The following is a 23913-nucleotide window of genomic DNA, read 5'->3' as shown; positions in this document are numbered from 1 at the left end:
TAAAACTCCCTTTCTCAACTGGATATCCTGACTGGCTATATGAGATGTTTTTTAGAAAATAAGATTAGTAGAAGATAAGCAGGAATGTGTAATAGTTATTTTGTCGGATATAGTAGTCTATTTATTAATATTTATAGATAAAATTGGTTAAAAAATAACAAAAATCGACTTTTTATGCTAAGGAAAGGGAGGCGGAAATCCCGAATGAATGAGATTTCCGCCTGATAAGAAGAGAGGAAAGAGGAGGTGACCCGTCTTTATGAGTACAAAGATATAGATTCCTTAGGAAATAATTTATTCATTAAAGTGATTAACGGTTTGTCATGCCTCCGGACTCTGCACGGGATATGACTTTGGTACGATATTGATCCTGCATCAGACCGATTCTCGGGAAAATAGTGTTGAGTCCGATAAATTTGGCTTGAATTTCCGGATTATTGGAGCGGAAATCCATATTTTTGGCGTCAAAAAACTGGGCATCAGCGATATTAGTCAAATTCAAATTGTCTTGTACTGTAAAAGTACCGTTTTTGGGAGTAGTCACTGCGCCGCTTTGTACGAATACGTTGCTGGAGATATTGGAACCGTTCGGGAATTCCGGATGCCAGTTGGGATTCAGAATATCTGTCCACAGATTGGTAGTATATCCATAAGTGGCTTTCAGATCTTTACCGTATTGCAGCCATGCGCCGGAAGTCGGGTTTTTGCTGATCAGGTTCTGAGCATAAGCACCGGTAGCGGTGTAACCACGCTGGATACCACGATCATCGATTTGTCCTGCTTTTTGCGTATCAATTACCATGTTGTTACGGGCCAGATTATCATGTCCGCCGCCCATCAGGAAGCCGGTTTGGGACTGTTGGATAATATTTTTGCTGACTACATCGCCACTGTCTCCATCATCAAAGTAGAACCCGTTGGAACGTTGGTTGTGGTGGATAAAGTTATAGCGCAGTACATTACCGTATGAAGTCCAATCCTGTGGTGTATAAAAGGCACCAGTGTCACTTTCAACCAGAGAGCTGTTGTGTACTTCGTTGTATTCCATCAGCAGATTGTTGTCAGAAGGGTATTTGATAGCTGCTTTTGGAGTATCGTGCACCAGGTTATGATCTACGGTCACACCGACGGATTCACGTACTACGATACCTTCAAGGCTGGACAGGGTACCGATTTTGTAAATATGGTTGTTGCTGATTTTGGTATTGGAGTTGGTCAGTGTGGCACGGTCACCGGAGTAACCTACAGTGATGCCGCTGGCACCTGTCTCGAATACATCATTACTTTGAATCACATTGTTATTGCCGTAGTAGTCCACGATGCCGCTGCCGGTTACATAACATACATTGTTGCCAGCAATCGTAATATGATGGGAACGCTGCAGTTCGAATCCGTTACCCATACCGCCTTCAACATTGAAGCCGAGGAACTGGATATAGGCAGCATCATTGAATTTGACGATAGATGATTTGTTGTCGGCGATCGTTACGATTTGTTTGCTCAGATCGCCTGTAGGATAGTAATAGATTTTGCCGTCTTTAAAGTCCAAAGCCCATTCACCGGGTACATCGATTTCGTCCAGATAGTTGATGGCTTTCCATTCTTCCAAGCCGCTGCCGACACGATAGCTGACGCTTGTATCAGGAATAAATGGATCATTGGCAGCTGCCAGGCTATATACGCCGGATGTGACAGTAGATACGAGTGGAGGAAGAGCCAGAGAAGTAGTTCCATATACATTGGATGACACGCCATTATTGGTAGAAGACAGGTAGGTAACAGGTGATTGTGGGGTGAGTGAAGTAGAGGTGCTGTATACATTGGCAGTAACACTGGAAGGGTTGAGGGTACGATTGGTATTTACAACAGTCGGACTGAATTTGTCACCCATGCCGCCGCTTGGGATATCTTTGAGCGAGATGATGGAATCTGTAGGATAGATAGCGCCAACTTTACTTGTTACCGGGCTCCATGCTGTTCTCCAGAATCCTTTGAGATAAAGGTCGTGTCCCTGAGCGATGGATTTTTTCCAGCGTTCTGCACGATTCGTATTGTCGGCATTCAGATCATCGGTTGAATCGCCATCTTCCGGAATACCGCCTTCGCCATAGTAGAACGATTTGGAATCGGCTGAACCGTTCATTGTCACCCAACCAGCGCGATTGGAGTTGATGGATTGGTCTGCATTGGGCCACTGGGCTATTGGTTGACGGATACCGTCAACGATCAGATCGGCGATGCCCCATTTCTCGGTAAATGTGCTGCCACCTTCAAATCCGGCAATATTCTGGATACCGAGGGCTGCTGCATCAATCTCGCGCAGCTTGCTGGCACTGATTGCAGGGTTTACACGAGCAGCTGCATCTGCACTAAGCGGTTTCCAAAGAGTGGAGTCGATGCCTTTGCCTGTAGTCAGGTTGACGGTCTCACCAGGGTAAGAACGGTAGATGACCGGTTTATCGGCTGTACCGGAATCCTGAGGGAACATATCGAGTGTAGCTGGAAGATTATAAGTTCCGCCTTTCACCCATACGGTTACACCGCCAGCAGGTAGAACGCCTTTATAAGCACGTACAGCGGATCTTGCTTTGGTGATGGATTTATAGGGCGCGTCTTTGGTACCTTTGCCTGTAACATCATTGCCTGTCAGGTCCACGTAGATATTGGCACCTGTCTGAACGATATTGCCGCTGCTGATCATTCGTGTTGAGGCTGCATAAGTTGTATGGGTTTGTACTGGCAGGAAGCTAACCAGTAATGCCGCTGATAAAGTGAATGCTGTCCATTTTTTGAAGTTCATCATGATGTATTCCCCCTGATATTATGGTTCCGGGATCTGCCCGGTAAATAAATTGAAAGGTAAGAACATTTTTACTTAACCCGTGAAAAGAAGAGTAAAAGTTGGAACGTTCAGCTTCATAGCTGAGTGACCATTTTGTCGAATGACCGGGTACAAAGGAGTGGAGATGGTTCTGCCGGCTTATCGTTGCCAGTAGTTCATAGGTGAAGTAAAAATGTTCCTTTCGACATAATTTAGTATATTACAACTTATAATGTCTGATAACCGCCAGAACTTCTTATTATTTATTAGAGGAAATAGAGTAAATTAATGGGAGAATGGTACGAATATAGTAGCTCCTTCCTATTACATAGCAAGCAAATACCAAACTAGGACCTCCAAAGTGGATGAAGATCCTGTATGTGCATACAAAAAGACCCCGGAATAGCCCGGAGTCTTCGTTGGTCGTACTAGTCTAGTATAGGAGGATGCCGAATTAGCGAGAACTCGATTGATAAGGGTCATAAACAAGACCAATTCGTGCATACACCTCGTTAATATCTGGAAATACAGACAATACAGCTGGATTGCGTGTATGCGGGGTAGCGGTTGATGTACTGCTGCCAAACCCCTGCAGATCGGTTAACCGGATATTCTGAATTCGTGTATTGTGCGCAATCATGACGACTCCTTTTTTGGGAGTAGCGATTGGTCCGGTATCGACCAGAATATTATCGAAGAACCTTGATCCATTCGGATACTGCGGATTCCAGTCAGGATCAAGCACATCGGGCCATAGATTATGCGTATTGTATCCATAGGTGGCAGCCAGCACAGTGCCGTAGCTTTTCCATGGTTCGGCAAAAGGATGCTTCTCGAGCAACGGCTGTGCCTGTTCGCTGTCCGGTGTATAGTTGCGCTGAATGCCCCGGTCGTCAATCTGCACCGAAGCGGCATTGATAATTAGATTGCCATAGGCCTGGTTATAATGTCCTCCGCCAAAAATAAAAGCTTTGGAGACATCGCTGATAATATTATTATAGTAGGTATCCCCGCTGTCTCCATCATCTGCGTAAAATCCATTGGCTCTTGGACTGTCATCAATATGGTTGTAGCGCAGCACATTTCCATAGGAGGACCAGTCCCTCGCGGTATAAAAGGCACCGGCATCTCCGTCGATCAGGGAAACATGATGTACCCGGTTGTATTCAAATAGCAGATCATTGCTGAATGCATAACGAATCCCGTGCTTGGGCATGTCATGCAGCAGATTATGCCGGATCGTAACCCCGATCGATTCGGTGATGATCATGCCTTCCAGATGGATCAGGTTGCCGATATCGTGAATATGATTGTTGACGATCTGGGTATGGGAAGGAATCAACTGCATTCGATCCCCTGCCTGACCGACACTGATCCCGAAGCTTCCTGTCTCATAGATATCATTGCTTCTGATGACATTGTCATGTCCGTAATAATCAAGAATGCCCCCACCGCCAACATTGCGGATGGTATTGCCTGCCATTGTAATATGATGGGAGTGCTTGAGTTCAATCCCGTTGTTCATGCCGCCTTCAATTGTCAGCCCGATGAACTGGATATAAGCAGCATCATTCATTTTGATAATCGGACCGGAACGATCGGCTACTATAATGTCCTGATTGGCAATATCACCGTTTGGATAGTAATAGATTTTGCGGTCTTTAAAGTCCAGTGCCCATTCGCCGGGTAGATCAATCTCATCCAGCAAGTTAACGGCCTGCCATTCTTCTTTGCCTGTGCCTACGCGGTACACCTGATTGGTTACAGTAGGCGGGTCCGGCTGTTCGGTGTATACATCCTGATAGACGCTATCCTGTACACGGTATACACTATTATCTACATTCTGCGCACTCGACGAACCTGCATAAGCATGGAGATGCACAGAAGGACCGGAAGCCGGTGGCTCTTCAACGCCAGGTGCCGCCTGACTCCATTTAGACCCGATGCCGCCTTCGGGTACATTAAGCAGCCGGATTAGATTGCGATCTGCGTCAATCTTTTGTACCTTGCTCATAACCGGATCAAAGTCTGTCCGCCAAAAGCCGCGCAGATACAGGGAATGACCTTGCTCTACCGAGTTCGCCCAGCGGATGCTGCGTGCTGTTCCGTCTGCATCCAGGTCATTGGTCGTAACGCCATCCTTTGGTTGACCACCAGGACCATAATAAAAAGACTGTGCATTGGCGGATCCATTCATGGTGGCCCAACCGGGACGTCCGCCGCCAACTCCCCGATTGGGATTCGGCCACTGGGATATCGGCTGTCGGGTTCCATTGACGATCAGATCGGGAATTCCCCACTCCTGGATAAAAGTTGTACCACCAGGGAATCCCTCAATATTCCGGATATCGAGCGCTGTCAGATCAAGCTCTCTCAGATCTCCGGCGTACACGTCAGGATGAACACGTGCAGCAGCTTCGGGAGACAGCTGGTTCCATGCGGTTGAAGGAATAACTTTGGCTGTAGTAATGACAGCTTGTTCGCCTGGATAACTACGGTAAATCACAGGGCTGCCTTCAGAGCCTGAATCCGTTTCCTGAAATTCAAGTGGAGCAGGCAGAGCATACTTGCCGCCTCGCATCCAGACAGTTATCCCGCCCTCGGGCAGCGTGCTGTAGGTGTCACGGATGACGGATCGTGCTTTGCCTAGTGTACGGTAGGGACGTTCCAGCGTACCATTGTTGAGACCGTCACTTCCGGTTGGAGAGAGATAGATGTTGACTGGTGTGACAGGAGCCAACCCGGAAGGAAGCTCATCTATACCTGCTTGATCGGCAGAAGATGTACTACCGGCAGCATGAGCAGGAACACTGGTAGACAATAAGAGCAGTATACTGGTCATCAGACACAGCAGCTGCAGTACATAATGACCGCGTTTCATTATTTCACTCCTTTTATAATAGAGAATATGAATAGAAGAACATAACTGCTTGGAGGCAGAAGTAGAGCAGGCTAAAGTATTACCTGGCATTGATATAATAAATTATAGTTGTTTTGAAACAATTTTATGCAAATTAATCCAAAAATATTATAAATATGATAAAATATAGCACTAAGTCTTTAAAATGAGATATTGATCAGTGGTTGTCAAAAAGCAGGATTTTTATTTGAAAATAGTTGTGAAACGGGCTCTTGAAGCGGATTGAAGCAGCAGGACGCCGGGTTATAATGAAGTAATACAGTAGATGATGTACTGAAGGCATAGAAGTATGTGGAAACAGGTATGGATTCGATATTTAAAAGACTGCCGGATCCATATATCCTGCATTAGATATAAAAAAAAGCTGCTGTACCGAAAAGGCACAGCAGCTCAAACGTTTTAGGATTAGGCGCGATCCAGCAGAGTCTGGTAAGTGGATGCATTCATACCTTTCACAAGACGAGTCAGCAGTTCTTTGGCTGCATCATAATCATCGGTATGGATAATGGAAGAAGATGTGTGGATATAGCGGGCACAAATACCGATAACGGTCGAAGGAACGCCGATGCCATTCAGATGAACAGCGCCTGCATCTGTTCCGCCCTGGGATACAAAGTACTGTACCGGGATATGATGGGTGCTGGCTGTATCCTGAATATATTCTACCATTCCGCGGTGGGTAAACATGGTCGGATCATAGATACGCAGCAATGCGCCTTTGCCGATGTGGCCGAAGGCATTGCGGTCTCCGGTCATATCATTGGCAGCGCTGCAGTCCAGTCCGAAGAAAAGATCCGGCTGGATCATTTGTGCAGCGGTGCGGGCGCCGCGAAGTCCGAGTTCTTCCTGCACGGTAGCGCCGGAATAGACGGTACCCCCGAGTGTTTCACCATGAAGCGTCTGCAGCAGTTCAATCGCGAGACCTACCCCGTAGCGGTTATCCCAGGCTTTGGCCATAATTTTCTTGGGATTGGCCATTGGAGTGAACTCGCAGACCGGGACGATCTGTAGACCGGGACGGATACCGAGCGATTCAGCTTCTGACCGGTCATCTGCACCAATATCAATATACATGCTGCGGATGTCTACCGGTTTGTTACGCTGTTCGGGACTGAGCAGATGGGTAGGCGTAGAGCCGACCACTCCTGTAATCGGTCCATCGTCAGTAATAATATGCAGCCGCTGTGCCAGCACGACCTGGCTAAACCAGCCGCCTAAAGGCTGGAACAGTACAAGACCCTGCTCCGTAATGCCTGTCACCATAAATCCTACTTCATCAAAATGTCCAGCTACCATCATTTTTGGTCCGCTTTCTTCACCGCGCAGCACACCAAACAAACTTCCCAGCCGATCCTGTACAAATTCATTGGTATACGCAGACATCTTTTCTTTGACCAGCTGACGCAGTTCCCGCTCAAAGCCAGAAACGGCAGGGAATTCAGTTAATTGTTTAAACATCTGAAGTGTGTGTTGATCCATTCGATTGTTCACTCCTTAGCATGATTTGGCTCATATCAGTATGAAGGCACTGTCGAAAAATGTCCAACCATCTTCATAACCTTTTGGTACATGTAACCATTTTTATTTCATCCAAAAGTGACTCTATCCTATCCTTCATGTACAATATATGGTATACCAGTATTTCTGTTATGAAATATTCTTATATAGTAAAAATAATCCAGTAGCAGAAAATGGATTTTGTCGAATCTGCTGACTGGTGCTTTTGAATCTATGAACCTGATGTAGGAGGTTTTTAATATATGCCGGCACGTAAGGAATCGATGCACGTTATCGCAGCTGTAAGATCCAACCTGGAATCATGCATACTTGGCAAGTCTTTTGAAATAGAGCTTCTGCTGACTGCTCTGCTCGCAGGTGGACATGTCCTGATTGAGGATGTTCCCGGTACAGGCAAGACGCAAATGATCAAGGCGCTCGCAAAATCAATGAGCGGTCAATACCGACGGATTCAGTGTAATCCGGATTTACTGCCGAGTGATATTACCGGCGTATCTATTTTCCATCCACGCGATGAGCAGTTTTATTTCCGGCCGGGTCCGGTAATGACCAATATCCTGCTTGCCGATGAGATCAACCGTGCTACAACCAAGACTCAATCAGCGTTGCTGGAAGTTATGGAAGAACGCAATGTTACGGTAGATGGAGAGACGCATCCGCTGCCGCATCCATTTATGCTGTGTGCGACCCAGAACCCGATTGATTTTGAAGGAACCTATATGCTGCCCGAGGCGCAGCTGGATCGGTTTATGATGAAGATTACGATTGGCTACCCAGATGAGCAGACCGAGAAAAATCTGCTGCTTCAGCAGGGAGCTGCAGGCCAGCCAGTGGATCGTCTGGAGCCTGTAACCGATATGCAGAGTATTGCCGATATCCAGCATGATATTCGGGGAGTGCATATGGACGAATCCGTCAGCGATTATCTGGTACGAATTATCCGTGCTACACGGGAACATCGTTCCGTGCTGCTGGGAGCAAGTCCGCGTGCTACACTGTCCTTTATGATGGCTGTCAAAGCCTATGCTTTTATTCATGAACGCGATTTTGTGCTGCCTGATGATGTAAAGCGTCTCGCACCTTATATTATCGGTCACCGTATTCTGCCTCGTCCGGAAGCCCGGATGGAGCGGATGGGCGCAGACCGGATTATGCATCAGATTCTGGAGCAGATCCCGGCTCCCGTATCGGTGGGGCCATAATATCATGAGAGCATTATTTTCGTATTTGCGGCTCAACCTGCAGCGCCAGCACCAGCCGTCCAAATTATGGCTTGTTGTGCTGGTATGGATCGGTTGTCTATTGTATATGCTTTTTCAGGGTGGCAAAACGTCGGTCATGTTATTTTCCATGGTGACACTGCTGTCCCTGTATCTGATTGGCGGAGGCTTTCGCGGCGTGGGACGCGCGCGGGGCAGCCGTCATTTGTCTATCGGCGGTGATCATAGCGAAATTATTCATGCAGGTGATCAGGTACAAGTTCGCCTGAATGTAACGATTCCGGGATTCCTGCCACTGCCTTATGTGATTGTTCGCGAGACACTCAAGCGCCATAACGGCGAATCCTGGTCTTTTGAGGAGAGTCTGATTCCGAGTATGCGTGGCAAGGGAGAGCTGCTGTTCCAGACGCCGCCTCTGGAACGTGGACGTTATCGTTTTTATGGAACGGAATGTATCAGTGAAGATATTTTTGGATTATTGGAGAACAGAGGCAAGTTCAATGCACCAGGTGAGTTTCTTGTGCTGCCACGAACGGTTTTTGTTCCTTACTGGGAAATGGGTTCAAGACACTCCCGTCTTGGCGGACAGCAGACATCGCAGCTGATGTCCCGGCCGGAGACGAATCAGATTAATGGCGTACGCGACTACGTATATGGTGACCGTATTTCCCGTATTCACTGGAATGCCACAGCACGTACCGGCATCTGGAAATCCAAGGAGTTCGAGCACGAGGCATTGCCGAAGACCGTGCTGGTATTGGATGGTATGGCTGAACATTACGAGTCGGGTGCCCAGTTTGAATTGGCTGTCTCGGTCGCTTCTTCGATGCTGGAATATGGTATGCGTGAGCGTATGGGAATGGGACTCTTTACAATCGGTGAAGAAAATTATTCATTCCTGCCGACGGATCACGCTTCCGACTGGCACCGGATGCAGGTACATCTGGTCGATATTATGTCAGATGGACGTGGAGAGATGCTGCACAAACTGGAAAAGGATGCACGTCTGTTCCCTGCAGGTTCGCTCTTTGTTCTGATCAGCCCGCTCCAGGGAGATAAAGCCTGGGAAGCGTTCCAGTTTGCAAGACTGCGTCAGATGAATCCGGTACAGATCCGGATTGAGAGCCCGGATCAACAGGGAAATGGACAGGAGAATACGGTTGATCCTGTACGGGGAATGTCCAGCTATACGCTGAATTCGCTGGATCAGCTACCGCTGGTTTTAGGAGGTAGAACCCTATGATGAAATGGTGGAGCGGTATTCGAAGCTCCTGGTATTACTCACTGTGTCTGCTGTGGGTAATGATTATTGCTTATCAATGGATTCAATATGCAGCAGACATCTGGTATACCGAGACGACGCTGCTCGTACTCGGAACGATGGCTGCTGTTGCGGTTATAGATATTATACTGCCGGTGAATGCCTGGTACCGACTGCTGATCAAGCTGGTCGCTGTGATTGTGGTGGTCTATTATGCCCTTGACTATAATGGGATCTTTTTCTGGCAGCCGGGCGAGTCTTTCACTTCAAATCTGGAGCTGTTCATTGAGACGCTTCGGTCGTATGTATGGTTTGTCATCTCAGCCTGGGTGTTGCTAGAGGTGTCCGCGCGTATTGGTACGTCGCGTCGGGCGATTATTATGTTCGTTGGTACGAATATTCTGGCGCTCGCGGTACTGGATTCTTTTACTTCGGCGACATTATGGCAGGAAGTGGCATGGGTCGTATTTGCAGGAATGGGCTGGCTTGTTAGTAATCATTTCCGTTATTTTCAGGAAAGATTCCCCAAGGGCTGGAAGCATCTTCGTAAATACCCGCTAAAAATTATATTCAATATTGCGGTGATTTTTTCAATTGTACTGCTCGCCGGAATCAATATGCCGGAGATTCAACCGACACTCAAAGATCCATATACCGCCTGGAAAAATTGGCGCGGGGAGTCGGTAATTACGATCAATGGATCCAGTCCGCTGAATGGCCAGGGTGCTTCGTCCGGTTACAGCCGGGAAGACTCCAATCTGGGTGGCGGATTCAACTTTGACTATACGCCGGTAATGACAGTAAACACTACTAGCCGTAGTTACTGGCGCGGGGAGACCCGACTGGCTTATTCGGGTACAGGCTGGATTGATCGTTCCAGTAATGGCTGGAGGGAATTGGATCCGGTAGAAGCTGGCGACAATCTGTCCCTGGATGAAAGTTCGGATGTAGAGAAGCGTACAGTCAAGCAGCAGGTCAAAATGCTGTCCGACAATAAGACGACATATCCGGTGCTATTCGGTGCTTATACGATTGCCCGTATCGAAGACGTGAATGGTGGGGACGATACGAGCCAACTGGACTGGCGCAGTAACAATGGGGAAGTTCACTGGAGCCAGACCCGGCAGAATCGCCAGTATCCCGAATCCTATTCGCTCGTCTCCCGAGTACCGGTTGTTCCGATAACCAAGCTTGAAAATGAAACCTATAATCAGCTGTATGAAGGCAAATCACTGGAGCCGTATTTGCAGGTTCCATCGGATTTCCCCAAACGGGTCAAAGATCTGGCGAAGGAAGTAACGGCTTCGGCAGAGACGCCTTATCGCAAGATCGAGCTGCTGCAGCAGTATTTGCAAAACAATTACGCCTATACCAACAATCCCGATTTGTCCCGTAAAAAAAGCAGCGACTTTGTCGATAGCTTTTTGTTTGAGATTAAAGAAGGATATTGTGATTATTATTCCACCGCTATGGTTATGATGGCACGTTCGCTGGATATTCCGGCACGCTGGGTAAAAGGTTATGCTCCTGGTCAGGCATCCGGTTATGTCACCAATGACTATTTCCCGGACGGAGCGACGGAATATACCGTAACCAATGCAGATGCCCATTCCTGGGCAGAAATTTATTTTGCCGGTTATGGCTGGATTCCGGTCGAAGCAACACCAGGATTTGATATGCCGCTGCTGACTGAGAATGTACAGACACCAGCAGCAACTCCGGATACACCGGAGCCGGAAGCAGAAACGCAGCAGCCGGAAGCAAAAGATACCAAGACACCGGTACAAGCTTCTGATTATACTGTGCATCCTGCGATCATCTGGAGCGCATTGGTTCTGATCGCTGCCTGGGCGGGATTTATGCTGTATCGTTATCGCCGCCAACTCAAAGCTGCATACATGCGTATACGCTATGGAGAACCGATGACACCACAGCAAAAAGTCATGGAGGAATCCAAGCGCTGGCTGAGCTGGATGAAGCGGCATGGCATGGACCGTCAATCCCATGAGACGCTGAGAGAATCCGTAAGCAGGTGGCGGGAAATGCGTCCCGAGCTGGGCGGAGTACTGGATAAGATGCTGGCTCTGTTCGAACGGGCGAAGTATAGTCCGGAAGTTGTCACCGAGGACGAATGGGTATCCATGAAACAGTATGTACAGGATTTACGAAAGTTATGGCGCAAATCTGCCGCAAAGTAGTATAATGAATAAAGTGCGTATTGGACGATCTCGATAGAGTATTATCCTTTATTGTATTATGGTCACAAAAGAGCCAGAGTATCCCGATCAAAAAAATACCATGAAGTTCAAAATAACGCCGCATAGCGGCGTTTCTTTTTGTCAGAGTGGTTAAATTTATGATATAGTTTGTCGTATGAAATCGAGGTGAATAAAGCTTGTTTGAATTGCTCATTCCTAAATTACGTGTAAACACTGTATTTGATATTAATCTGGAAAAGCTGTACGCCCAGGGGTATCGGGGGATTATTACGGACCTTGATAATACACTGGTTGGTGCCAAATCACCTGCAGCTACGCCTGAACTGATAGAATGGTTCGCCAAAGTAAAAAAGTACGGATTTGAACTGATTATTGTATCCAATAATAAAATGGACAGGGTGTCCCTGTTTGCGACTCCGCTGGATATTAAGTTCGTGCATGCAGCACGTAAGCCGTCCAATGCCCCTTTCCGGAAGGCGATGAAATTGATGAACTGCCGCGATGATCAGACGATCGTTGTGGGGGATCAGCTGTTGACGGATGTGTATGGAGGGAATCGTCTGGGCTTATTCACAGTTCTGGTGCTGCCTATCGCTCTCAATGAAGAGGGCTGGCGAACCCGGTTTAATCGTCAGGTGGAACGGCTGGCAAGAACAAGACTTCGCAAAAAAGGCTTATGGTCTGAGGAGGAACGCAATAAATGACAGAATTGAGCGGATTAACCGCTGGAACCAAATGCAGCGGCTGCGGTATCGTGCTGCAGACCGAATCCCCGGATCATCCGGGCTATATACCGGCACAGGCGCTTGAACGGACACCACTGCTGTGTCAGCGCTGTTTCCGTATACGCAACTACAATGAATCGTCGACAGTAACGGTAGATCAGAGTGAATTCTTACGTCTGCTTGGTCAAGTAGGGGAACAGGATGCTCTGGTAATCCATATTGTCGACCTGTTCGATTTTCATGGCAGTGTTATCTCGGGATTGCAGCGCTTTGTAGGCAATAACCCGGTAGTGCTCGCTGTGAACAAAACGGATCTGCTGCCCAAAGTAACCAACTGGAACAAAATCCGTAACTGGGTTCAGAAGGAAGCCAAGGAGCTCGGACTCAAAGTAGAAGATATCGTACTGTGCAGTGCCAAGCAGAATACCGGCTTTGACCGTCTGCTGGATATTGTCGGTTCGGTGCGTGGTAACCGTGATGTGTACGTAGTCGGAGCAACCAATGTCGGCAAATCAACACTGATTAACCGTCTGATCTCCGATTATAGTGATCTGGAAGAAGAGTTGACCACTTCCCGTTATCCGGGTACCACACTGGATACGGTAAATATTCCGCTGGATGATGGCCACTATATTATTGATACACCGGGAATTGTATATGAATCCCGTTATACCGAGCTGGTAACCAAGCAGGATCTGGCAGCGATTATGCCGGACAAACCGCTCAAGCCGCTCGTGTATCAATTGAATGAAGGGCAATCGCTGTTCTTCGGTGCTATGGCACGATTTGACTTTGTGCAGGGAGGGCATCAGTCCTTTACCTTCTATTTAAATAATCGTCTCAAAATCCACCGGACCAAGCTGGAACGTGCAGACGAGCTGTTTGCTAATCATGCAGGGGTTATGCTGGCTCCGCCGGTCAAAGCGGATCTGGACAAGCTGCCGGCATGGACACGCCACGAATTGCGTATTCCAAAAGGCAAAAAACCGACAGATATCTTTATCTCCGGACTGGGCTGGATCAAAGCCAACAGTACGGAAGGTGCGCTGGTCGCTGTACACCTGCCAAAAGGCGTAAAAGTGATGATGCGTCCGTCGCTGATCTGATCATCTCTAAGTTATGAGGAGGATGAGAATAATGACTGACCGGAATCAGGAAAATAAATCAAATGCTCTGCTGCTGGGAGTTATGGGTGACCCAATCGGTCATTCCATGTCTCCGGTTATGCATAATATTGCGCTCGAAGCAGCCGGACTGCCTGGAATGTATGTACCGCTCCATGTAAAGCCCGATCATCTGGCCGAGGCGGTCATCGGTGCCAAAGCGCTTGGGTTTGCAGGCTTTAACGTTACGATTCCACACAAAGTAGAAATCATGAAGCTGCTTGATGAGCTGGATGAATCGGCCATCAGCTGCGGTGCAGTGAATACGGTGGTTATTCGTGATGGTCGCATGAAAGGCTACAATACCGACGGTATCGGCTATGTACGCTCTCTTCGCGAAGAAGCGGGCGAGCTGACTGGCAAGCAGGTTACCGTTCTCGGTGCGGGCGGAGCAGCCCGGGGAATTATCTACGCGCTGCTCAAGGAAAAAGTAGCCGGGATTACGATCATCAATCGTACAGTCGATAAAGCTGTGCAATTGATCGAGGAGCTGAATACATCCGGTGCAGCAATGCAGACAGCCACATATGAAGAGCTGGAGCAGTATCTGCCGCAGACCGATATACTCATTAATACGACCTCGATCGGAATGCATCCGAATGTGGACGAGACGCCTGTGGCAGCCGAGCAGATTCCGGAAGGCATTATTGTCAGTGACCTCATTTACAACCCGATGGAGACGCGTCTATTGCGTGAAGCACGTACCCGGGACTGTCGTACGGTAGGCGGCCTGGGCATGTTCATCTATCAGGGCGCGTATGCGTATGAATACTGGACAGGGCAGGATGCACCGGTCTCACTGATGCACAGTGCGGTGCTGGAAGCTCTGAACCACGAAAATCATTAATTATAATTAAGGGGATATTCAATGTTAACTGGAAAACAAAAACGTTTTTTGCGCAGTCAGGCGCACCATCTCGATCCGATTTTCCAAATCGGCAAAGCCGGTATGAATGAAGGAATCGTTCGTCACGTAGTTGATGCGATCGAGACGCGCGAACTGATGAAGGTATCTGTACTCAACAACTGCCTGGAAGAGCCAAAAGATCTGGCAGAGCAGCTGGCTGAAGGTGCAGGTGCAGAACTGGTACAGGTAATCGGTCGTACGATCATTCTGTACAAAGAGTCCAAAGATCACAAGCAAATCGAACTGCCAAGAGGTTAATACAGGCAGCCGGTCTGCAGGAATAAAAAATGATTCGGTGGTGGGTTCATGAAAGTCGGTATTATGGGAGGTACATTCGATCCTGTGCATATCGGGCATATGCTGGCCGCAGAGGCTGCGCTGGAAGGCTGCGGACTGGATGAAGTCTGGTTTATGCCGTCACATGTTCCGCCGCACAAGCATGCGGCCGGCGTGAGCGGTGAACAGCGTCTGGAAATGGTGGAGCAGGCAATTGGCACCAATCCGGCATTCCGTACGCTGGATATCGAGCTGGTACGCGGTGGTATATCCTATACGATTGAGACCATTCGTGCGCTGCAAGAGCGATATGACCAGCACGAATTCTACTTTATTATCGGAGCGGACATGGTGAATTCGCTGACCGAATGGCATGGTATCGAAGAACTGGCCGAACGTCTGACATTTGTCGGCGTGGGACGTCCGGGTTCGGTTATTCATACAGAGACGATGCCTGCCTATCTGCAGCCGCGGGTGATACTGGTCAATATGCCACAGGTGGATATCTCTTCCACAGACATCCGTGAACGTCTCGCTGCCGGAAAAACAATTCGTTATATGGTGCACGATCATGTGTATGAATATATCAAGAGGAGTGGCATCTATGAATCTGACACGCGCTGAACTCATTCAATCCGTCTCCTCTCAAATGCCGGAAAAACGCTGGCGCCATACCGAGGGGGTCATGCAGTCTGCTGTTGTGCTCGCCCGGCGTTATGGAGCCGATCCCGACAAGGCTGATATTGCCGCTATTCTGCATGATGTAGCCAAATACTGGCCGAGTGACCGTCAGGAGCAACTGCTTCGCGACAAGGCGCTCAATGATGAACTGCTGTTATACGACAAGCCGCTATGGCATTCGGAGATCGGTGCTTATGTCGCCGAGACCGAATATGGTATTGAGGATACGGAGATCCTCAATGCGATCCGCTATCATACCTCCGGCCGTGTAGGCATGACGACTCTCGAAAAGGTCATCTGTCTCGCGGATTATATTGAACCTGGTCGCGATTTCCCGGGAGTCGATCATATTCGCCGTCTGGCGGAGACCAGTCTGGAAGCCGGACTGGTTGCAGGATTTGATTCCACGATTAATCTGCTGCTCGCGCGGCGTCAGGTGATTTACCCGTTAACCGTTTTGTCCAGAAATGATCTGGTCAAACAACTTGAATTGGAGGGAGAACTTTAAATGGCATTAAATCCGGAACAATTGCTGCAAATGACAATTGACGCAGCCGAAAGTATAAAAGCTCACGACCTGGTGGCACTGGACCTGAGAGGAATCTCACTGGTAGCCGACTATTTTGTAATCTGTCATGGTAATTCCGATACTCAGGTACAATCGATTGCATCCGAAGTACGCAAGCGCGCGCATGACGCCGATGTAGTTATCCGTGGTATGGAAGGTGTAAATGCTGCACGCTGGATACTGATTGACCTTGGTGATGTGGTAGTACACATTTTCCATCGCGATGAGCGTGAATATTACAATATCGAGCGTCTGTGGTCTGACGCCAAAGTGGTGGAGAAAGTATGAGCCTGGAAGCAGGAACCATTGTTACGCTTCCCATAGGGCGTGAAGTATCCCCGTATGGCTTCTTCCTGCTCGATGGTGAACAGGAGGTCTTGATGCACTACAGTGAATTGATCGGCAAAGTAAAAGTAGGCGACCAGGTAGAGGTCTTTATTTTCCATGATACCGAAGATCGCCTGGCGGCTACCATGAAAAAGCCGCTGCTGACCTTCGGTGAACTGGGCAAGCTCAAAATTGCCGATCTGCATCCGCGTCTGGGTGCATTTCTGGAAATGGGACTGGGACGCCAACTGCTGCTGCCAATGAGTGAACTGCCGGAGAAGCCCGAACTGCGTCCGCAGATCGGTGACGAAGTCTATGTGGTGATGCAGCATGATCGTCAGGGTCGTCTGCTGGCCCGTCTTGCAGGTGAAGAAGAGTTCAGTCCGCTGGTATTCCATGCACCATCCACCTGGATGAATGAGTGGGTGGAAGCACTGGTATACAAGCCGCTGCAAATGGGTACTTTTGTACTCGTAGATGGCGGTGTACTCGGTTTTGGTGCACTGGGTCTGATTCATCAGAACGAGCGCAGCCGGATGCTGCGTCTTGGTGAGCGGGTCAAAGTCCGTGTAACCCAGGTACGTGAAGAAGACGGACGTCTCAATCTGTCCATGATCCAGCGCAAGGAAATCGGACGTGACGAAGATTCGCAGCGTCTGCTCTCCTTCATGATGGATCGTCCGGACAATGCGATGCCGTATTCGGATCGTACCCCGCCTGATGTGATCAAGCAGCGCTTTGGGATCAGTAAGGCAGCCTTCAAGCGTGCTCTGGGCAAGCTGATGAAAGAAGGCGTAGTCGTACAGGATCAGAACTGGACACGTATGGTGGACAAGGATGCTCCTGCTGCTGAAGGATCGCCGGAATCCCAGTAATACAATGAACGAATGATTTCCAATACAGACGGAAAGGCGAGGACTGCCTTATGCAGTTCGAGCCTTTCTGTTTTTGCATCAGCCCGAAATACGGACGTGCAAAAACAGGGAAGGACGGTTAAATTAGTGCCATACCGTAAGTTTGCCTATGTATATGATGAATTGATGGAAGATATGCCTTATCCGGACTGGCTTCGTTTTGTACGTGAGGTCTGGGATCGCTACGGAATGCCGCGTACTGTAGCGGAGCTGGGCTGTGGTACAGGCAGTATTACGATTCCACTGGTGAATTCCGGCTTTCGGATGACAGGGATTGATTTGTCTTCGGACATGCTGTCGGTTGCCCGTGACAAAATGGAATCGACCCCGCAGGGACACCGATTGTTTCAGGATGGCAGTGTACAGTGGATTTGCCAGAATATGACGAGTTGGCAGATGCCGGAACTCGTAGACAGTGTTATTTCTTTTTGTGACTGTCTCAATTATCTGACCGAACCGGAAGATGTGATTCATACGTTCCAGTCGACCTATAATGGTCTCAAGCCAGGTGGTACTTTTATTTTCGATGTGCATCATCCGAATACGCTGCGTCGTTATGATGAAGAGCAACCATTTATGCTGGATGACCGGTCGATCTCTTATTTATGGACTTGTGAGTATAATGGGGCACGCACAGAGATTGAGCATCATTTGACTATTTTTGCCCGGGTTAGTGAGGATAGTCAGTCTCTCTATGAGCGTTTTGAAGAAGTGCATATTCAGCGTTCGTATGAACAGGAGTGGCTGACTACCGAGCTGTACAAAGCAGGATTCCGCGATGTGAAATGCTATGCCGACTTTGAATGGGTAGAAGCAGGCGATGATGCAGCCCGTTTATTTTTTGTTGCGGTAAAGTAATCGGATTGTGATAGAATAATGGGATAATATGTAAGTTTGAAGCTCCTGAATTATAGGAGCTTTTTTATTTTGATAGCGGAATTCATTACATATTAGAGTAGCTGACAAATTGAGAAAAATGATGATATTTGTCGAAGCATGAATTGTGTATAATAAACATATTAGATAGAATCCTGCAACAAGCAAATAATCCGGTGAATTCAATGCTACGATGATGGGGACGAGAGATGCAGACGATTACTCAGACACTGTTGAACAATCTTACCTTTTTGACGACTGTACTTTTTTTTGGCAATCTTTTTTTGAAATTTATTGAGCAGAAATTATATAAAGTGAAATGGCTGGTTCCGCTGCTTGCCGGGGTGTTTGCAGGACTCATCGGGATTTGTATGATGAGCTTTTTCTCTATCCGCTTGAATGAAGGAACCAACACGGTTATGGTGGATTTCCGTCAGTTGGCTATTATGATTTCCTTTTATTATGGAGGATCATGGAGTGGTCTGATTTCGGCAGTAATTATAGGGATATATCGTCTGTTCAGTGGTGAGTCTTTGCAATTCAGTTCCTGGATCGGCTTTGGCAATGCGATGTTCACCTATGTAGTAACTTCATTGTGTATGCGCAAGCAGCGCGAAGTATCGCTAAAAGTATGGTTCAGAGCGATCATCGCTACATTGCTCGTCTATATTGTTGCCGTCACCATTTTGCAGGCAATAGAACATATTATGATGAATCTGTTGTTTGGACTGCTGTATATTTGTGCCGGTCTGTTCGCTTATTATATTATCCGCTATATTCAGCGAGCGGATGATACATTGATGAAAACCCGGCAAGCAGCCAATCATGACTTTTTGACCAAACTCTACAATCCGCGTGCTTTTGACCGTCTGTTCCGGCAGACGATTGAAGAAGCCAAGGAGCAGCAGCAATCCTTTGCATTGGTAGTAGTAGATATCGATTTTTTTAAAAAAATTAATGATAATTATGGACATCTGAATGGAGATACGGTACTGGTTCAGGTAGCCGAGGTGATCGGACGAACGATTCGTGCTGGAGATTACTGCGCCCGTAAAGGCGGAGAAGAGTTTGCAATTATCCTGAAGGACTGTAATGAACAGGAGGCACTGGATCTCGCCGAGCAGATTCGGGCTGCCATGGCACAGCATACTTTTGTACTGGAGGAAGGTCAGGATATTCATCTGACCATCTCGCTTGGAGTCAGCTGCTATCCATTAACCGATCCGACCCGATTGTTCCGTGAGGCTGACCGGGCGCTATATGAAGCGAAGGGGAATGGACGCAATCGGGTTGAACTGGCAGTTCGCTCAGTAGAAGAATAGATTATTATCAAAAAGGCTGTCCACTCCTGATGCTTACAGGAGAGACAGCCTTTTTGATGAGTATACTTTTATTTATGATACATAACGAATACATGGAAAGGAGCAATGGTCATCTAGATAATCGATTCCAGTGGAACTGGAAGTTGTTTTTTCTGCAAATCAACTCTGCCTGAGAAGAAGGTCGCACCACCGCCCATATCGGACAGACGATCCGGAGTCAGCGCATTGACCAGATGAGCAGGCTGATGATCGGAAGTATCCGCCCATAATCCTTGACTGACGACCACGCCAGGCAGTACGGTCTCTCCTACAGCGGCAATCAATTCACAGGAGCCATACTGGTTGGACACAATAACGGTATCACCATCCATAATTCCTTCATTTTCGGCATCAGCCGTATTCAAAAACAGTCGCGGCAGTTTTTCCATACCGGCATGCTTGGCATTATTCGAGAAGGTAGAGTTCAGGAAGTTATGCGTTGGTCCCGGTACAAAAATATAATTATGGCGATCCTGTTCCTGAAGCGGAATATACGTAGGCAGTGGTGGCAATCCTATTTGGGCCATGGTACTGGAGTAGAGTTCTACTTTGCCACTTGGTGTCTCCAGGCGTTCCGGATAGATCGCCGAGCGGTTTGCCTTGATATAATGATTGTCCTGCAGTGCATCATAATGAATCCCCTGTAAATACGGGTTAGCCGGATGATCCAGAGCCTGGCGGATCATCTGTTCATCGCTGTCCTGCAGCTCCGGTTCTTCAAATCCCATTGCTGCTGCCAGCAGACGAAATACTTCGGTATTGGACTTGCTCTGTCCGTACGCTTCGATAATCGGCTGTCCAAGCTGCATGTAGTGGTGCCAGTAAGACGTATAGAAGTCCAGATTCTCGAACGAAGAGGTAGCAGGCAGTATAATATCGGCATAAGCTGCTGTCTCTGTCAAAAACAGATCATGCACTACTGTAAAGAGATCTTCCCGTTCCAGCCCTTGACGTACCTGTGCAGCGCGTGGCGCTACGACAGCCGGATTGCAGCTGTATACATAAAGGGAATGAACAGGCGGCTGCGTGTCGGTTAGTGCCCGACCCAGCTGATTCATGTTAAAGGAGCGCGTATTCCGGTTTTGCAGCAGATCCGGACGTTGCAGGGCTGCTGCATTATGAGTCAGATAAGCAGAGTTGGAACGAATGGCTCCACCACCGCGTACCAGCCATTGTCCGGTCAATACGGATAGACAGGTAATGGCACGGGTATTCATGCCACCATTGTCATGATGCTGTAATCCATTGCCGATACGAATCATGGCTGGCGAAGTCTCGCTGTACATTCGTGCCAGTTTGTAAATATCATCCACAGGAACGCCTGTAATTCCGGATACAGTCACCGGATCATACGATTGCACATGCTCACGCAGTTCTTCATGACCAACTGTATAATTATGCAGGAAATGTTCATCCACCCGATTCTCGGCAAATAATATATGCATCAGGCCAAGTGCCAGTGCTGTATCCGTTCCGGGTAGTATGGGGATAAACCAGTCTGCCATCCGGCCGGTCTGATTACGGTGTACATCGATGACAACGATTTTGGCACCCTGTTTGCGTGCCTGCTGGGCGAGTGTGATCTGGTGCATATTGGTACTGACTGCATTGATGCCCCACAGGATAAATAGCCGGGTATGCACCGTATCTTCCGGATCGGTTCCGATACTGCCGCCCATCGTATATTTAAAACCGGCACCTCCAGCAGCTGTACAGATCGTCCGCTCAATCTGACTGGCTCCCAAGCGATAGAAGAACCGGCGATCCATGCCTTCCGCGTTAATATTGCCCATGTTGCCGTAAAAACTATATGGAAGAATGCTCTCCGGTCCATGCTCGGTGATCAAGCTTTTCCAGTGTGAAGTAATGGTCTCGATTGCCTCATCCCAGGTAATCGGTTCAAACTGGCGACTGCCTTTGGGACCTACACGTTTGAGCGGCTGGGTAAGACGCTGCTCATCATAGATCCGTTCGGCCATATGTCGTACTTTATTGCATATATTGCCACGGGTTACCGGATGTTCGGGATCGCCGGCGATTTTGGTGATTTTGCCATTTTCCTTGTGAACGAGCAGTCCACACTGATCCGGACAGTCCAGCGAGCAGACCGTTTTGAAGATGCCATCCGGTTGTTGAATATAAGCAGACATGAATCACTGCTCCTTTCGATAGGGGGTTCTTTATAAGGTATGCAGAGATATTTATCTACTACCATTGCACTGACAAGTGCACATGAAAATATAAAAATGTTATAAGTCGACAGAATTAGTCAGGATTATACTGCTACATATCATAGCTTGTTCATTATAATTGCACAATCCTATTATTGAATTAATCATGCCAATAGATAGTAATCTATAATAAAATTGTAAAATTAATACAAACTGACGTAGAATAATGTGTACACTGAAAGCAGGGAGGGACAGCGGTGAAGAATCGAATTTTATTAATAGAAGATGATGTATCGATCAGTGAATTGATTCAGACGCAGTTGATCAAAGAAGGATTTGATATGAGCTGTGTTTATGACGGAGAACAGGCCCTTGAAGCATTTTCGGAAAAGTCATTTGATATGATTTTGCTTGATTTGATGCTTCCGAAACTGGATGGAATTGAAATTCTAAAAATTATCCGGGCGCAAAGTACTGTGCCTGTATTGATTATGTCTGCCAAAGATGGAGATCTGGATAAGGCTCTTGGTCTGGGATTTGGAGCAGATGATTATCTATCCAAGCCATTTTCCATGATTGAACTGACAGCCAGAGTCAAAGCCAATATCCGCCGTGCGCAGCAGTATTCTGCTCCAGTAACTCCTGCCGAGAATCAAGACAATATACATATTGGTGAACTCAATCTGAATACGAATAATTATACGGTCTACAAAAATGAGTACGAAATCAAACTAACTGCCAAAGAATTTCGGATTCTGCAACTATTCATGACCCATCCAAAAAAAGTATTTACCAAAGCCCAACTATATCATCTGGTCTGGCAAGAAGATTACTACGGCGACACCAATGTGATTAACGTACATATGAGAAGACTGCGCGAGAAGATTGAAGATGATCCGTCTACCCCAAAATATATCCAGACGTTATGGGGAATCGGCTATAAGCTGGGAGAGTTCTAGATGAATATCATTGGGGCCATTATTATTGTTATGCTTCTGCTGCTCGTTGTTTTCCAGCAGCATCGTTATAGACAGCAGCAGGCCAATCTTCTATATGCATATACCAAATTAAAAGCAATTACCGATCAGCATACCGACGAGAAATTACTGCTGCAGACCGAAGATGTTCATTTGAAAGCGCTGCTTACTGAAATGAATCGACTGCTGGATCACAACCGCAAGACAACAGCCTCTTATTATCAAATGGAAATATCTATCCGCAAAATGCTCTCCAATATATCTCATGATCTGCGTACCCCACTGACAGTAGTGCTTGGTTATCTGGAAATCATATTGAATGACCCCGATCTCACCCGAGCCGAAGTGGATGTTTTGCTTGCCAAAGTTCACCACAAAACAATAGAAGTGCTTCATTTAATGAATAAGTTTTTTGATCTGGTCAAACTGGAATCTGGCGATCACGAGATTGAGATTTCCCAAATCGATGTCAGTGAAATTTGCAAAGCCAATATATTAGGCTTTTACGATATTCTAACAGCGCAGGAGATAGAAGTTGTGATTGATATTCCAGAAGATCAACCTCTTATGGCATATGGTAACGAAGAGGAACTGCACCGTATCCTGAATAACCTGCTATCCAATGCGATTCAATACGGAAGTGACGGACATGTACTGGGACTATCGGTGTATCGGCATAATGATCAGCATATAGGCATCGATGTATGGGACAAAGGCAAAGGAATCGGCGAGAAACATCAGGATCGTATCTTTGAGCGAATGTATACGCTGGAAGATTCCCGAAATCGACTGTACCAGGGAAGTGGACTGGGACTGACTATTACCAAACGGCTTGTAGAGAAAATGGGCGGTGATATTTCGGTCATCAGTAAGCCTGATGAAAAGACCGTATTTACTGTGCTGCTCAAATGTCATTTGTAATATAGACGGGTAACAGCTTCGTGGTATACAGCGAATCAGGAAATTAAGAAATAAGTAAGGGTTGATTAATAAAAAAGCAATTTCACT

At 47.4% G+C, this 23913-nt stretch carries 19 protein-coding genes; 15 read left to right on the top strand and 4 right to left on the bottom strand.

Annotated features, from left to right (window positions below):
- Positions 1-310: 310 nt before the first annotated feature.
- The 3 genes from H065_RS0104825 to H065_RS0104815 all read right to left on the bottom strand — a co-directional run bounded on the left by H065_RS0104825 (position 311) and on the right by H065_RS0104815 (position 7220).
- On the bottom strand, positions 311-2803 hold the full coding sequence (locus H065_RS0104825) for a right-handed parallel beta-helix repeat-containing protein (RefSeq protein ID WP_017811889.1): 2493 nt from the start codon (positions 2801-2803) through the stop codon (positions 311-313).
- Positions 2804-3275: 472 nt separating this feature from the next.
- Positions 3276-5702 carry a right-handed parallel beta-helix repeat-containing protein gene (locus H065_RS0104820; RefSeq protein WP_017811888.1) on the bottom strand — a complete coding sequence of 809 codons (2427 nt, stop codon included), beginning with the start codon at positions 5700-5702 and terminating at the stop codon, positions 3276-3278.
- Between the two features lie 444 nt (positions 5703-6146).
- The gene (locus H065_RS0104815; RefSeq protein ID WP_017811887.1) at positions 6147-7220 is read right to left on the bottom strand and encodes a M42 family metallopeptidase; all 1074 of its coding nucleotides are present in this window, start codon (positions 7218-7220) and stop codon (positions 6147-6149) included.
- A 281-nt stretch (positions 7221-7501) separates the two neighbouring features.
- On the opposite strand from H065_RS0104815, the gene H065_RS0104810 reads away from it, so the two are divergent.
- The 13 genes from H065_RS0104810 to H065_RS0104750 all read left to right on the top strand — a co-directional run bounded on the left by H065_RS0104810 (position 7502) and on the right by H065_RS0104750 (position 19718).
- The gene (locus H065_RS0104810) at positions 7502-8461 is read left to right on the top strand and encodes an AAA family ATPase (RefSeq protein WP_017811886.1); all 960 of its coding nucleotides are present in this window, start codon (positions 7502-7504) and stop codon (positions 8459-8461) included.
- A gap of 4 nt (positions 8462-8465) precedes the next feature.
- Positions 8466-9722, top strand: a complete 1257-nt coding sequence (locus H065_RS0104805; protein WP_017811885.1) for a DUF58 domain-containing protein — start codon at positions 8466-8468, stop codon at positions 9720-9722.
- Entirely contained in the window at positions 9719-11938 is a 2220-nt protein-coding gene (locus H065_RS0104800; protein WP_017811884.1) for a DUF4129 domain-containing transglutaminase family protein, read from the top strand. Before H065_RS0104805 ends, H065_RS0104800 begins: the two co-directional genes overlap by 4 nt.
- A gap of 197 nt (positions 11939-12135) precedes the next feature.
- Positions 12136-12663 carry a YqeG family HAD IIIA-type phosphatase gene (locus tag H065_RS0104795; protein WP_017811883.1) on the top strand — a complete coding sequence of 176 codons (528 nt, stop codon included), beginning with the start codon at positions 12136-12138 and terminating at the stop codon, positions 12661-12663.
- Positions 12660-13790 carry a ribosome biogenesis GTPase YqeH gene (yqeH, locus tag H065_RS0104790; protein ID WP_017811882.1) on the top strand — a complete coding sequence of 377 codons (1131 nt, stop codon included), beginning with the start codon at positions 12660-12662 and terminating at the stop codon, positions 13788-13790. The genes H065_RS0104795 and yqeH overlap by 4 nt, the downstream gene beginning before the upstream one ends.
- 31 nt (positions 13791-13821) lie before the next feature.
- Positions 13822-14694 (top strand): shikimate dehydrogenase, encoded by an 873-nt coding sequence (gene aroE / locus H065_RS0104785; protein WP_017811881.1) that lies wholly within the window; start codon positions 13822-13824, stop codon positions 14692-14694.
- Positions 14695-14715: 21 nt separating this feature from the next.
- Complete coding sequence (gene yhbY / locus H065_RS0104780) at positions 14716-15012, top strand: ribosome assembly RNA-binding protein YhbY (RefSeq protein ID WP_017811880.1); 297 nt, start codon at positions 14716-14718, stop codon at positions 15010-15012.
- Positions 15013-15060: 48 nt separating this feature from the next.
- Positions 15061-15654 carry a nicotinate-nucleotide adenylyltransferase gene (nadD, locus tag H065_RS0104775; RefSeq protein ID WP_017811879.1) on the top strand — a complete coding sequence of 198 codons (594 nt, stop codon included), beginning with the start codon at positions 15061-15063 and terminating at the stop codon, positions 15652-15654.
- Positions 15635-16219, top strand: coding sequence for a bis(5'-nucleosyl)-tetraphosphatase (symmetrical) YqeK (gene yqeK, locus H065_RS0104770; protein ID WP_017811878.1), 585 nt, complete (start codon positions 15635-15637; stop codon positions 16217-16219). The genes nadD and yqeK overlap by 20 nt, the downstream gene beginning before the upstream one ends.
- Positions 16220-16567 (top strand): ribosome silencing factor, encoded by a 348-nt coding sequence (gene rsfS / locus H065_RS0104765; RefSeq protein WP_017811877.1) that lies wholly within the window; start codon positions 16220-16222, stop codon positions 16565-16567.
- On the top strand, positions 16564-17481 hold the full coding sequence (locus H065_RS0104760; RefSeq protein ID WP_017811876.1) for a CvfB family protein: 918 nt from the start codon (positions 16564-16566) through the stop codon (positions 17479-17481). The genes rsfS and H065_RS0104760 overlap by 4 nt, the downstream gene beginning before the upstream one ends.
- Positions 17482-17646: 165 nt before the next feature.
- The gene (locus H065_RS0104755; protein ID WP_051058691.1) at positions 17647-18378 is read left to right on the top strand and encodes a class I SAM-dependent DNA methyltransferase; all 732 of its coding nucleotides are present in this window, start codon (positions 17647-17649) and stop codon (positions 18376-18378) included.
- A 227-nt stretch (positions 18379-18605) separates the two neighbouring features.
- Positions 18606-19718, top strand: coding sequence for a GGDEF domain-containing protein (locus H065_RS0104750; RefSeq protein WP_017811874.1), 1113 nt, complete (start codon positions 18606-18608; stop codon positions 19716-19718).
- A gap of 113 nt (positions 19719-19831) precedes the next feature.
- Here H065_RS0104750 and H065_RS0104745 read toward each other — a convergent pair whose 3' ends face one another.
- A complete protein-coding gene (locus H065_RS0104745; protein WP_017811873.1) occupies positions 19832-21907 on the bottom strand; it encodes a molybdopterin-dependent oxidoreductase in 2076 nt (691 codons plus the stop codon).
- A 278-nt stretch (positions 21908-22185) separates the two neighbouring features.
- Here H065_RS0104745 and H065_RS0104740 point away from each other — a divergent pair, with 278 nt between their 5' ends.
- The gene (locus tag H065_RS0104740) at positions 22186-22887 is read left to right on the top strand and encodes a response regulator transcription factor (protein WP_017811872.1); all 702 of its coding nucleotides are present in this window, start codon (positions 22186-22188) and stop codon (positions 22885-22887) included.
- Positions 22888-23826, top strand: a complete 939-nt coding sequence (locus H065_RS0104735; protein WP_017811871.1) for a sensor histidine kinase — start codon at positions 22888-22890, stop codon at positions 23824-23826.
- Positions 23827-23913 lie beyond the last annotated feature (87 nt).

Origin of the sequence: Paenibacillus shenyangensis (assembly GCF_000346635.1) — a bacterium.
GTDB classification, from domain to species: domain Bacteria; phylum Bacillota; class Bacilli; order Paenibacillales; family Paenibacillaceae; genus Saccharibacillus; species Saccharibacillus dauci.
Note: the sequence above shows the minus strand (reverse complement) of the source record. Positions and strands in the feature narration are given on the sequence as shown.

What these genes read in the sequence shown, in the direction of transcription:
- H065_RS0104825 (WP_017811889.1), bottom strand. Translation starts at nt 2,803, where the DNA reads ATGATGAACTTCAAAAAATGGACAGCATTCACTTTATCAGCGGCATTA.
- H065_RS0104820 (WP_017811888.1), bottom strand. Translation starts at nt 5,702, where the DNA reads ATGAAACGCGGTCATTATGTACTGCAGCTGCTGTGTCTGATGACCAGT.
- H065_RS0104815 (WP_017811887.1), bottom strand. Translation starts at nt 7,220, where the DNA reads ATGGATCAACACACACTTCAGATGTTTAAACAATTAACTGAATTCCCT.
- H065_RS0104810 (WP_017811886.1), top strand. Translation starts at nt 7,502, where the DNA reads ATGCCGGCACGTAAGGAATCGATGCACGTTATCGCAGCTGTAAGATCC.
- H065_RS0104805 (WP_017811885.1), top strand. Translation starts at nt 8,466, where the DNA reads ATGAGAGCATTATTTTCGTATTTGCGGCTCAACCTGCAGCGCCAGCAC.
- H065_RS0104800 (WP_017811884.1), top strand. Translation starts at nt 9,719, where the DNA reads ATGATGAAATGGTGGAGCGGTATTCGAAGCTCCTGGTATTACTCACTG.
- yqeH (WP_017811882.1), top strand. Translation starts at nt 12,660, where the DNA reads ATGACAGAATTGAGCGGATTAACCGCTGGAACCAAATGCAGCGGCTGC.
- aroE (WP_017811881.1), top strand. Translation starts at nt 13,822, where the DNA reads ATGACTGACCGGAATCAGGAAAATAAATCAAATGCTCTGCTGCTGGGA.
- yhbY (WP_017811880.1), top strand. Translation starts at nt 14,716, where the DNA reads ATGTTAACTGGAAAACAAAAACGTTTTTTGCGCAGTCAGGCGCACCAT.
- nadD (WP_017811879.1), top strand. Translation starts at nt 15,061, where the DNA reads ATGAAAGTCGGTATTATGGGAGGTACATTCGATCCTGTGCATATCGGG.
- yqeK (WP_017811878.1), top strand. Translation starts at nt 15,635, where the DNA reads ATGAATCTGACACGCGCTGAACTCATTCAATCCGTCTCCTCTCAAATG.
- rsfS (WP_017811877.1), top strand. Translation starts at nt 16,220, where the DNA reads ATGGCATTAAATCCGGAACAATTGCTGCAAATGACAATTGACGCAGCC.
- H065_RS0104760 (WP_017811876.1), top strand. Translation starts at nt 16,564, where the DNA reads ATGAGCCTGGAAGCAGGAACCATTGTTACGCTTCCCATAGGGCGTGAA.
- H065_RS0104755 (WP_051058691.1), top strand. Translation starts at nt 17,647, where the DNA reads ATGGAAGATATGCCTTATCCGGACTGGCTTCGTTTTGTACGTGAGGTC.
- H065_RS0104750 (WP_017811874.1), top strand. Translation starts at nt 18,606, where the DNA reads ATGCAGACGATTACTCAGACACTGTTGAACAATCTTACCTTTTTGACG.
- H065_RS0104745 (WP_017811873.1), bottom strand. Translation starts at nt 21,907, where the DNA reads ATGTCTGCTTATATTCAACAACCGGATGGCATCTTCAAAACGGTCTGC.
- H065_RS0104735 (WP_017811871.1), top strand. Translation starts at nt 22,888, where the DNA reads ATGAATATCATTGGGGCCATTATTATTGTTATGCTTCTGCTGCTCGTT.